The organism is Granulicella sibirica (assembly GCF_004115155.1).
Taxonomy (GTDB): domain Bacteria; phylum Acidobacteriota; class Terriglobia; order Terriglobales; family Acidobacteriaceae; genus Edaphobacter; species Edaphobacter sibiricus.
The window spans coordinates 342,256-354,613 of sequence record NZ_RDSM01000003.1; the positions used below are offsets into that span (position 1 = coordinate 342,256).

5 protein-coding genes are annotated in these 12,358 nt (G+C 59.4%); 3 read left to right on the forward strand and 2 right to left on the reverse strand.

Features of this window, described 5'->3' with window-relative positions; translation table 11 throughout:
• Nucleotides 1-39: 39 nt before the first annotated feature.
• Together GRAN_RS18140 and GRAN_RS18145 are read right to left on the reverse strand one after the other, a co-directional pair.
• On the reverse strand, nucleotides 40-3,561 hold the full coding sequence (locus GRAN_RS18140; protein ID WP_128914466.1) for an outer membrane beta-barrel protein: 3,522 nt from the start codon (nucleotides 3,559-3,561) through the stop codon (nucleotides 40-42).
• Nucleotides 3,562-3,602: 41 nt separating this feature from the next.
• Nucleotides 3,603-5,039, reverse strand: a complete 1,437-nt coding sequence (locus GRAN_RS18145; protein WP_128914467.1) for an arabinose isomerase — start codon at nucleotides 5,037-5,039, stop codon at nucleotides 3,603-3,605.
• 208 nt (nucleotides 5,040-5,247) lie between these two features.
• Between GRAN_RS18145 and GRAN_RS18150 the strand changes: the two genes are divergently transcribed.
• From GRAN_RS18150 to GRAN_RS18160, 3 genes are all read left to right on the forward strand, one after another.
• On the forward strand, nucleotides 5,248-6,456 hold the full coding sequence (locus GRAN_RS18150; protein WP_241654933.1) for a substrate-binding domain-containing protein: 1,209 nt from the start codon (nucleotides 5,248-5,250) through the stop codon (nucleotides 6,454-6,456).
• A 684-nt stretch (nucleotides 6,457-7,140) separates the two neighbouring features.
• Nucleotides 7,141-10,683: a TonB-dependent receptor gene (locus GRAN_RS18155; protein WP_128914468.1), complete on the forward strand. Its 3,543-nt coding sequence runs from the start codon at nucleotides 7,141-7,143 to the stop codon at nucleotides 10,681-10,683.
• A gap of 84 nt (nucleotides 10,684-10,767) precedes the next feature.
• Nucleotides 10,768-12,282: a sulfatase family protein gene (locus GRAN_RS18160; protein ID WP_128914469.1), complete on the forward strand. Its 1,515-nt coding sequence runs from the start codon at nucleotides 10,768-10,770 to the stop codon at nucleotides 12,280-12,282.
• Nucleotides 12,283-12,358 lie beyond the last annotated feature (76 nt).

The following is a 12,358-nucleotide window of genomic DNA, read 5'->3' on the forward strand; positions in this document are numbered from 1 at the left end:
GAGACCCGGCATACGGGTCTCCGCCAGTGTACTGCGCGGTTAGAAGTTGATCCGGGCCGTGAGTTGGCCAATGCGGGGATCGTTCGCCTGCGTCAGCGTAACCACACCGAACGTAGAGCTTCCGATCGACGTCCCTGGGCCCCCGAAGTTTGGAGTGTTCAACACATTGAAGAACTCTCCACGAATCTCGAAATTCACTCCTTCATGAACGGCAAATTGCTTGAACAGCGAAGCATCCATCAGGGGATGTACCCGCTGCCGGATGTTCAGGTAAGCAGTATTGCTCTGCGTCGTATAGCTCAGCCGCTGCTGGAACGCCGGTGCCGTATCCTGCGAACAGCCATGCTGTACCCCCGATGCATCGAGATAGCACGTGTTGAAGTAGTGGCCGTACGTCGGATTACTGACGCTCGGGTTCGTGAGAATGTTGACGTTGCTCGGCGCCGAGATCAGGCTTCCGTTCTGCGCGCGTAACACGGAGTTGAGCTGCCACCCGCCTAGCAGGAGCTTCTGGTAAGCCGGACGGCCGCTAAGCTTCGGAAACTGGTACAGACCGAAGATATTCGCAACGAGAGTCGGTCCCGGATCCTGATTCGACTGAAGGTGAGTGTCGAAGGGATTGAGGAAGCTCGTGTGAACCATCGTCTTCGACCAGGTAAAGTTTCCCTGGATGCTGAAGCTATGGCTGAGTGGCTTGCTCACCGTCACCTGCAATGAGTTATAGGGCGCGCTGCCGATCGACGAGTAGTTTTCCGTGACCGATCCGAACTCCGGAAACGGCAGTAGCAACTGATTCCGGGCGATGGTCGCTGCATTCAACGAAGAATTCGGAATCGCCCCTGCCAGCGGATTCGCCACGGTCGCGTTCAGATAGCTGACTTCCGACGTGCCCAGGTTGTAATACGACGCCGGAAGCACGTTGATGTTGTGGTTGACTTCAAGCCGCGTAGGCCGCGTCCCAAGGTAGGCCAGCTGTAACACCATGTTGCCAGGAAACTGCGTCTGCGTACTCGCCGAATACTGCGTACTCTTCGGCTGCACATGGTTTGGGTCGACGAAGTTCACATTCTGGCCAAGCTGCGTCGCAAGCCCAAGGCTGCTTCCCGTCGGAGCATTCACCCCGGTTGGGAAGGGATTGCTCAGTGAGTTCGTCGGGTGCGTTCCATCGATCGTGGCGACATAGCTCGTCGACGCACTGAAACCCTGTGCGAACGGTGTCTCCAGCGTGTTGAAGTAGATCACGCCAAAGCCCGCCCGTAAAACGGTCGAAGGCGTCGCCTGGTAAGCCAGACCGACACGCGGCTGAAAGTTATTCAGATCGCGCGAATACTCAAAGCGGTTGTTGCTATTGACGAATTGCAATCCGCCGTTCAGCGTAAGTCCCGGAATGGACGCTTGCAGTGGGTTCGCGCACGTAGTGCAGAAGCTTGAGTTCAGGCGGTTATAGCGATCGGTAAAGGGCGACTCATAGTCCCACCGAAGGCCGAGGTTCACCGTGAGCTTGCTGGTCGCTCTCCAGTCATCCTGCACGAACGGAGCCACATAGAGCTGCTGCAGCGCGAACGCGATCTGGTTGTTATAGGTCTCGGAAGAGGGATAGCCAAGCAGAACCGAAGCATACGGATTGCCCGAAGCCGTATCCGCGCCAACAGTCGTGTTGATCGAGTTCTTCTGCGTGAACTGGCGATTGAACGTGAAACTTCCAAAGCCCGACTGCGGGTTCTGCACGTTGTATCGAATCAGGTTCCCATCGAACCCGAACCGCAGCGAGTGCGCTCCAAGCGTCTTTGTCAGCACGGCCGTGGTCGATCCCGTCGTGTTCTCGCTGATCTGCCCTGCCGCGCCTGCCGCAAGTCCACCATACTGATCCGTGTTCGTCGTAGCGTCGATTGCAGTCACGCCCGGAAAGGTTTGGAACGGAAGACCCGTTCCATTGATGCCGATATTTCCAAGGTTAAAGTTATGGTTTCCCGGATACGTCAGCCCGAATGGGTGGTACAGCAACCCGATGCGTGCATCAAGCACAAGCGAAGGGGAGAACACATGCACATCATCCAGGCTTCCACCCTTATTGTTCCGATAGACCGTGTACCCATATCCCGTCGCGCTGCTTGCCGGTCCGATCCCGCCCGTATAACCCTCAAGCGGATAAGCCTGCGTCAGACCCGAGTCGAAGAAGACCCCATTCATCTTGTTTCTCGTCCCGAACGAGTGATCGACTCGAATGATGAACGATGGATAGGAACTCCGGTACGACGTCTGGTTCGAGATATAGTTCACATTCCCCACCGACGCATTCGGCCCGGGATAAAGATTCAGCAGTGCCTGCCCCGCCGCATTGATGCGGCCGCTGAGATTGTTATTGAGGAACGGAGTGCGGTTGTTCGAACCATCGAGCGACAACGGATCGTAGAGCTGGACTCCCGCTCCCGCGGCACATACGCCGCCGACGAAGTTCGAGCAAAGATCGGAGAAGTCCCCCGTCCGCTCAGCGGCAGTAGGCACATGTGTGCTGTAGGGGAGAGAGACGTGCGATTGGTACCGCTCATACGCGACCATGAAGAACGTCTTGTCACGTCCGTCATAGATCTTCGGAAGAAACACGGGCCCGTCCACCACAAAACCCGTCTGGCTCAACTGGTCATTGCCGCGCGGCGTCCGCGCGAGCGGATTGCTGCTGTTCTGATTCGGTACCTTCTCATAGGTATTCGCATTCATGTACGTGTTCTGAAACACGTAGTATGCCGCTCCATGCAGCTTGTTCGTTCCGGTTCGTACGACCGTGTTGGTAATCGTCCCGTTGCCGTGTCCGTACTGCGAGTCGAAGATCGCGGTCTGCACCTTGACCTCCTGCACCGCTTCCGGAGACGGCACGAAGCCCGTATAACTCGCACCCGAAAACCGCTCCGCCGGATCGTCCGGAATGCCATCGATCGTCAGCCGGTTGTGCCCCGCGCTGCCATCTGCGGTAATCTGCACCGCCGTGCCACTGAAGGGATTCGTGAAGCTGCTCGCCTTGCTCTGGGAGTAGGCCGTCGTCGTCACACCGGCGGCGAGCGTCGAGAGCACAAACGGGTTGCGGCCAATGTTCGGAAGATCGGTGACCTCCTTGTTGCTCAGCGTCGTGCTCAGGTTCGCGGACCCCGTATCGAGCAGCGCCGTATCGGACGTCACCGTAACCGTCTCGGTCGCCGCACCCGTCTCCAGCTTGAAGTCCACCTGCTGATTCTGTCCTGCCGTCAGGACGATGTTGGTGCGTGTCTCCGCCCGGAAGCCGTTCGCCGTAACCGTGATCGTATACGTGCCCGGTTGTAGCGAAGGAACGTTGAAGGAGCCCGCATCGCCGCTCTGCGCCTTGCTTGCGAACTTTGTATTCTCTTCCGTCACCGTGACATCTGCGTTCTGTACCCTGGCGCCGGTCGAATCGACGACTTCTCCGCGAATCGTACCCAGGTACTGCTGTGCCTGCGCGCTGCCGCAAGCCCACAGCAGGCAGCACGCGGCCAGGAAGAGACTGAGAACACCTCTCGAACCGGGTTTGGAATGATTGATCTGTTGCATGAGACTACCTCCGAAAAAATCTGTTACAGGATTGGTTGCAATCAGCAGACCTGGACTGCAGGAATCTGCAGCAGGTCCGCCGTCTTCTTCAGGATCTCCGCCACGTGGCCGACGCCGATGGCGCAGTGATGTGCAGGACCGTGCGCATTCCAGCTTTCGATAAAGCGCCGTGCTCCCAGCGGAAACTTGTAGCGGCTATTGGTATTTCCAATCTCGAGAATTCTTCCAGGCACACTCTCTCCCTCGGCAATCAAAAACTGAAAGCCCGCGTCGCGATCCTCGACAATCGAGAGCAGCGTCACCGGACCGTGCCGCACGGACATCTCCACCGACAAGCCCCGTCCTACCTTGCCGTGATAAACCTCCAGCGGCCGAACCATCACACGGTCCTGCGCAATCAGCGAGTGACCCGGACCATCATGGCCCATCAGCACCAGGTCTTCCTTGAAGTCCAACGCATAGATCTCGGTGAAGGACCCACCCGCCCCCACTTCGCTCAGCACCTTCATCGCGATCGCGTTCTTCACCTCGTACTCGCCCGCCACCGGTACACCCCGCGTGGTCAATTGCGACGTCCCCAGGATGATCGAGCTCATCGTGTCTTCGTTCTCGGCGACTCCGGTGCCCTTGTAGTAATAGGCCAGCAGATCGATCCCGTGTTCGCCCACCATGCCATCGAGTGCCACCGCCGTCCGGGCCGCCCGTAGCAACTCCCCTTGTTCGCAATCCGGGCGAACGTCAAACTCCTCCGCGAACGCTGCCGCCCGCTCCTCAGTCTCGGTCTCGCTCACCTGCCGACGTCGTGCCGAAAGCTCATCCACCTCAAGCTGTTCGATCAGCAACCCGAACCGTCCACTCACCTGCGCGAGATCGGTCGCAATATCCAGCATTCCCGAGTAGTAGTGCCCCATCAGGCCAAGTTTGCTGTGCGCCAGGCTCTTCACCACCCGTGCCGCCGTCAGCCATGCGTCCAGTAAAGTCCAGCACGCGGGGTCGTCTTTCAACGATCCAGTCACCTGGAAGAAGGGAATATCAAGCCGGCGCAGCACATTGGCGATCTCGGGCACCGGGCAGGCACTGCACCACGCAAGCCATTCCCCGGTCATCGCCGTCCTGTCCCCGAGTCGGTTGAAACTCTCATAGTCCATCGCCAGCTCAGGCTGGAGGTTCAGAAGAATCACCGGAACCTTCGCCCGCTGCACGATCGGTAGCACGGTCGACGAGAGGGCATAGGTCGTGACATAGATCAGCAGAAGGTCCACGTCCTCCCGCCGGCACGCGTGGCCCGCCTCTACCGCCGTCGCCATGTCGTCGACCAACCCCAGCCGCACAACCGAGCGGCCAGCCCCCTCGATCATCCCCTCCACCACGCCAAGGTATCCCTCAAGCCGTTCCCGCAGACCCTCGAACTGCGGCCAGTAGGCCTTCAGCCCAAGCCCCAACAAGCCCACCCGTACTTCATTGCCTCCAACGATCATGCGAACCCTTCCGTCTCGATTCATTCAAGCGCGGAGCATAGGAGTACCAGGGAACGACTGCCAACCAGAAAGAAAGGCAAACATCTCATTTCGTATCGTGAAATAAAAAACCCTCGGGAGAGCGCCTTTTCCCTAACTCCCCAGCAAATGGGGAAGCCTGCGCATGGGCTGCTATTTCACAATGTGAAATAATTCCAACGGAGGGCTCGTGGAAAGAGCGAAGAAAGCCGTCACGAAGAAGTCGCTCCCCTCACCCGGGCTGGCTCCGAAGGAGGACTCCCGCGCCTCCTCCGTTCAATCCGTCGTACGCGCCTGCGCCATCCTCAAATGCTTCCGTAGCAATGCTGAAGTCCTGCAACTGGATGAGATCGCCACGCGCTGCGGCCTGCCCAAGCCGACTGCCTACCGGCTCCTCGCCACGCTCGTCGAATGCGGCATGTTGCAGCGGCCGGAGCGCAATCGCTATCGCCTTCCTGGCTCCTCCCCGCGCCGTGTTCGCTATCGGTTCGGTTACGCCGCCCAGAGCGATATCTCTTCCTTCGCCCGCATCGTCTCCGACAGCATACGCAGCAGCGCCTACTCAGCCGGCATCGACCTCATCGTTCTCGATAACCACCTCAGTGCAAAGATTGCGCTCCGCAATGTGAACGCCTTCGTCCACGAGCGGGTCGACTTCGTCATCGAATTCCAGACCGTTGAAAAGGCTGCAACCGCAATCTCCGCGCGGCTCCGCCTAGCCGGCATTCCATGTCTTGCGATCGAGGTGCCCCACCCTCAGGCCTTCTATTTTGGAGCGAACAACTACCGCGCCGGCGTCATGGGAGGGCGAGCCCTCGGGCAGGCATGCCTCGACCAATGGCGCGGCCAGGCCGATCAGGTCCTGCTCCTCGAGCAGCTGGCCGCCGGGGCGCTTCCCCAGGCTCGCCTGACCGGCACCATCGCCGGGCTGCGCGAGGTGCTTCCCAAATTCTCGGAGCAGAACGTCGAGTTCCTTGAAGGGCACGGTCGATTCGCAAGTAGCTGGGAGGCGGCTCGCCGTTATCTCGCACGCTCGCGCGCCCAGCGTGTCCTCATCTCCGGGGTCAATGACGAGGGCTGTCGTGGCGCGCTGGCGGCATTCTCCGAGGCTGGACGCGCCGAACATTGCATCGTCGTCGGCCAGAACGCAAGCATGGAGGTTCGACAGGACATGCGACAACCAGGCTCCCGCTTCGTCGGCTCGGTCGGGTACTTTCCCGAGCAGTACGGCGATGCGGTCGTCTCCCTTGCCATCCGTGTGCTTGAAGGCGACCCGCCCCCTCCGTCGACATTTGTCAAACACCAGCTCGTCACCCCGGAGAACGTCGACAAGCTCTATCCCCACGACGCACTCTCCGCGAAACAGGGGGGCGACTCGATCCTCTATAGCGGCCGATAAGAGGACGTCGATGTCGCCCGTGCGAACAAAACAGACCACTTTCCGAATACCGCAAAGTGACCACATTGACCGCACAACGCCCCACGTTCTACCGCTCAAAAACGTTCTGGTGAAACATTGGCAAATTCCTCTTCGCGTCTGCTAACCCCTTTGAAACACCACGATTACGGCAACGGCTTTCAGCGCCCCTAAAAAATACCACTTTATCCCCTAAATTCAATTCCGAGGTAGGACCTCTGAATTGATGAAGGGCGAGGATTGTCAGACTGCGGACCCTTCGCACGTGGCATTCGTCGGCAACAGGAAGTCCGTCTTAACCGTCGTACTCGTGAAAAAGCCACTTCGCAACCCCGGGCTATCGGCAACCGGAACCGCCCTGTACTGGTCATTCCGCGCCGCTTGCGATAGTCTGTGCACATGCAGACGATTGCCCAGCTGAACTGTTGTTGTCATGGCTCCAACACCATGACATGCGCTGGTTGTCGGCTGAGTTTTTTTCCTGCCTGAAAGAGTGAACTGCGAACTCTTCGCAGGACTTCTCGAAGCAGGACACCCGCTTGTCAGCACACGCTGAGGCGGGTTTCGTGTTTCTGACCGTCCGGCATCATCCCATAACATCCCATCCGGAATGCCGCTGATGTTGCTTCCCAAACAGGAAAACATTGGCTTCGAAAGGTTTCGCAGATGTCTTTACCAAGACGTGCTCCTGCGCTCAAGAGCAGTTCTGATGTAACTCTCCAACGTGGGCGATCCCTCGCACCGCTACCCTTCGCCCTGCTGCTCTTCGCGCTCCTGCTCATCGCCCTCCCTGCCCGCGTGGCGATGGCGCAGTTCGTAACCGCATCCCTCCGCGGCACCGTGCAGGATCCTTCCGGCGCAACCGTATCAGGCGCGAAGGTCACCGTCACTAACACCTCCACCGGGGTCGCCGCTCATGCGGACACCGACACCGCCGGCCGTTTTATCTTTCCGTCTCTGGCACCCGGCGGACCCTACCGCGTCTCCATTGAAGCGCCCGGCTTCAAGGCCGAAGAGCGTTCCGGCATCAACCTCGCCGTCAATCAGGTCGTCGACATTAACGTCCCCCTGCAGATTGGTGAGACCACACAGAAGGTAGAAGTGAACGCCGACGCCAGCCAGTTGGAGACCGACACCGCCGCCATCGGCCAGGTCATCGACAATCGCAGCGTCGACAATCTCCCGCTCAATCAGCGCAATGTCTACTCGCTCATGTTCCTCGTGCCCGGCGTCACCGGCAGCGTCACCTACCAGTACAACAGCCTCAACTTCTCGGTCAACGGAGGCCGTCCCGGTACTACGAGCGTCCTCGTCGACGGCATCCCCGCATCTCCGCCGCTCATCGTCCCCATCGGCGGCTTCGCCGTCTTTCCCTCCGTGGATGCAGTCCAGGAATTCAAGGTGGAAACCAACGCCTATTCCGCCGAGTTCGGCCGCAGCGGAAGTGGCATCGTCAACGTGATCCTCAAGCAGGGCACCAACAAATTCCACGGAAGTCTCTATGACTTCGTTCGTAACTCCGCGCTCGACGCAAATACCTTCTTCGCCAACCGCAATGGAACACCTCTGCCCAACTTCTCGCGCAACCAGTTCGGCGGCAGCCTGAACGGACCCGTGCGCATCCCGAAGGTCTACAACGGCAAGGACAAGACCTTCTTCCTCTTCTCCTATGAGGGCTTACGGCAAGGCACCCAGACTGAGCTCACCACCACCGTACCCACCGCGCTGCAACGCGCTGGGGACTTCTCGCAAACCTTCACAGCCTCCGGCGCGCCAGTAGTCATCTACGATCCGAACACAACCACCGCTTCAGGCACTGGCTATGTGCGCCAGCCATTTGCCGGCAACAAGATCACGACCATCGATCCTGTTGCGGCCAAAATAATCGGTTATTATCCGTTGCCCAATCAGGCGGGCACCGCCTTCACCGGCACCAATAACTACTTCGCTTCCGGCACGTCGCAGTTGAACATCGACACCTTCGACACCCGTGTCGACGAGGTCTTCAACGAGCGCAACCGGCTCTTCGTCAGCTACTCCCGGCGCAACCTGTCCTCGCCTCCCGCGCTCCTCTTTCCACAGACAAGTCAGGTCGCCGAAGGAGGACAATTCCAGCCGCAAACCTCCAACAGCGCAGCCATCGACTACACCCGGACCATAAGCCCCACCTTCATCGTCGACGTTCCCTTCGGCTTCTCGCGCACCTTCATCAACTTCACGCCCATCAGCGCCGGTTTCAACCCTTCCACGCAGCTTGGTTTCCCCGGCTACATCGCCTCGAACGCCGACCATCTGCTCTTCCCTGGCATCGCTCCCGCGAACTACTACACCCTCGGAGACGCTGCCCAGGGGCAAACTCGTCGTGGCGGCTTCAATATCTACCTCCTCGGGGTCAACAACACCAAGATCCTTGGACAGCACGTCTTGAAGTTCGGCGGAGACATTCGCCTCTTGCAGGCCAACGATGTCGAGTCAGGCTCTTCGACCGGAAGTTACACCTTCACCAACGCCATCACCCAGGGACCGAACCCGAACGTAGCCACGGCGACTGGTGGTAACGCCTTGGCATCGCTTCTTCTGGGAGTCGGAACCGGCACCTACACCATCGGCTCAAAGAATGCCGCAACCCAGAGCCGTTACTACGGAGCCTATATCCAGGACGACTGGAAAGCCTTCAATCGCCTCACGGTCAACCTCGGCCTGCGCTATGACCTCGACATTCCCCGCACCGAACGCCACGACCGCGCTGAGACCTTCGATCCCAACGCAGCCTCGCCACTCGCCTCTGCCTCCGGCATCGCGGGTCTCACGGGCGGCGTAGCCTTCACTGGGGCCAATGGCGCGAGCCGCCGCCAGTTCAACCCGCAGTACGCCAACTTCGGCCCCCGCATCGGCCTCGCCTATCAGGTCAACGGAAACACCGCCATTCGCGGAGCCTACGGTGTCTACTTCGGCCCCTCGCTGCGCTCTGCCGGTGCCACCATCGGCAACGAGGGCTTCAGCGCCGTCACCACCTACACCGGAAGCTCCAACGGCCTCACGCCTTCGGTCTTCCTTAGCAATCCCTTTCCAACCGGCCTGAACCAACCCGTCGGAAGCTCTCAAGGTCTCGCAACCGGCATCGGCTCATCCTTCGAGAATCCATTGATCGGGGATAACAAGGTCGGTTACACCCAGAACTACGACGTCGACATTCAGCGCCAGTTGCCCTTCAACATCCTCGTGGACGCCGCGTACGTCGGCAGCCACGGCGTACACCTTAACAAGTCCGGAGAGTCCGACTGGAACGCCAACCAGCTCACGCCCGCCGCACTCGCCCTTGGAACCCAGTTGCAGCAAAGCGTAGCCAACCCCTTCTACGGCATCATCACCACCGGCGCGGAGTCCGGCAAGACCATCCCACGCAGCTATCTCGCGGCCCCATTTCCCCAGTTCACCGCCGTTTACCTGTCCTACCTCAGCGGTGGATATGAGATCTACAACGCCTTCCAACTCAAGGTGAACAAGCGCATCTCTCACGGCCTCAGCGCCCTCGTCTCCTACACGGCGCAGAAGCAGATCGACAACTACTCCGGCATCCAGAACGTCGGCAACATTACCGGCGGCATCCAGAACATCTACAACCCAGGTGCCGAGCGTTCTATCTCGTCGAACAACCTCTCGCGAGTCCTGGTCGTGAGCGGGGTCTACGCTCTTCCCTTCGGGCGCGGGCAACAGTTCGGCAGCCAATGGAGCAAGCCACTCGACGCGCTCCTGGGAGGCTGGCAGATCAACGGGATCACCACCCAGCAGACTGGATTCCCGCTCTCCCCATCAACCCAGAACACCTCCAACTCCGGAAGCAACGTCCTTCGCCCGAATCTCACCGGCGTCAGCCCTGTCGTCCACGGCCCGATCATCTCCAGGTTGAACGGCTACCTGAACACCGCCGCCTTCTCGCAGCCTGCTCCCTTCACCTTCGGCAACGCTCCACGAACGCTCTCCGCTGTTCGGGGTCCCGGAACCCACAATCTCGACTTCTCGCTCTTCAAGAACTTCCACCCCACCGAGAAAGTAGCGCTCGAGTTCCGCGCCGAAGCCTTCAACCTGCTCAACCAGGTCGTCTTCGGAACTCCCAACATGACCCTCTCATCAGGACAGTTCGGCGTTATCAGCAGTCAGGCCAACACCCCGCGGCAAATCCAACTGGCAGTCAAGGCTGTCTTCTAACTCGCGAGTCAGACCGTTATCGTTGAAAATCGTGAAGCGAAGAATCCGCGTCCGCCGAATGCAAACACTTTGGAGAACAGTTCTATGAGCAACCCGAAAGAGCAAAATGCAGTCCACAAGGAAGCCGTCGAGACGCAGGGCGTCCCATCACGCAGAGAGTTCCTCCAGGGCGGCCTCGCCGTCGCGGGAACAGTCCTCGCCTCAACCGTAGGCGTTCCTGCCGCATCCGCCGACCCTGCTCCCAAACGCCCGAACCTCGTCTTCTTCTTCGGCGAAGGCCAGCGCGCCGACGCCCTCTCGATCGCGGGAAACAATATCCTGAAGACCCCGAACCATGACCGCATCGGCCGCGAAGGGGTTCACTTCAACAACGCCTTCTGCACCAATGCCCTATGCGCTCCCGCCCGCGCCGCCGCCCTCACCGGCATGTACTCGCGCTCGACCGGAGCCCTCTCGAACGAGCATATGAACGCTCCCCTGCCCTCCGACATCCCGCTCTTCACCGACCTCCTCCGCGAGGCCGGATACGAAGTAGCCATCCTCGGCAAGGTCCACGTCCGCAACGGCGTCGAAGAGCGCAACTGGGACTACTACTTCGGCCATAACAATCCAGGCAACGACTACGTCAACCCCTTCTTCAAAGAGGGCCGCAAGGGGGTCGTCGGCCCCGAGAAACGTTATAAGAACGTATATCCCGACGACCTGACCGTCGATAAAGCACTCGCCTGGCTCGAGGAAGATCGCGGCGACAAGCCCTTCTGCCTCCTGGTCTGGTTCGTCGCACCCCACGAACCCTTCTTCCGCCCCCGCCGGCATCTCGACCTTTACAACGGCGTCCCCGTGCCCAAACCAGCCACGTTCGACGATGACCTCAAAGGCTATCCAGGAAAAGCGAAGAGCTTTAGCGAAGGCAACAACAAGATTGGGACCACCTCCAGCCATGTCGCCGTAGGCTCACTCGAAGGGCTTACCAAGGACTACTACGCTGGCCTCGTCGCCGTTGACGAAAACATCGGTCGAGTCTTCAAGTACCTCGAGAAGAAGAACATCCTCGACGACACAGCCATCGTCCAAGGCTCGGACCACGGATACTTCCTGGGGGAGTTCCGCCTCTTTGATAAGCGCCTCATGTACGAGCCATCCATCCGCGTACCCTTACAAATTCGTTACCCGAAGCGCATCCCCGCTCACACGGTCCGAGAAGAGATGGTTCTCGATATTGACCTCGCGCCCACCTTCCTCGATCTCGCAGGCGTTGCCGCTCCCGCGCACATGCAGGGTAAGAGCGTCCTTCCGCTCGCAAAGAAAGCCGACCCCGGCTTCCGCAAGGAATGGCTCTACGAGTACTACGAATACCCCAACCCGGAGAACGTAGCCGTACATCGAGGTATTCGAACAGACCGCTATAAGCTCATCCACTTCTACAAGGACGAGCCCGAGGCCTTCGAACTCTACGATCTGCAATCCGACCCCAAGGAGGCCCAGAACCTCTACGATCGCCCCGAACATGCCACCCTTCAAAATCACCTCAAGACGCGCCTGAAGGAACTGCAGGACGGCGTACCGGCCCGTCCGGAGTTATCGAAAACAACAAGCTAAGGGGTTAGGGCGTCCGATCACCATCGATGAGTCAGATCGGGCGCCTCGATCCTCGTAGCTTGACGTGTGGTAGGAC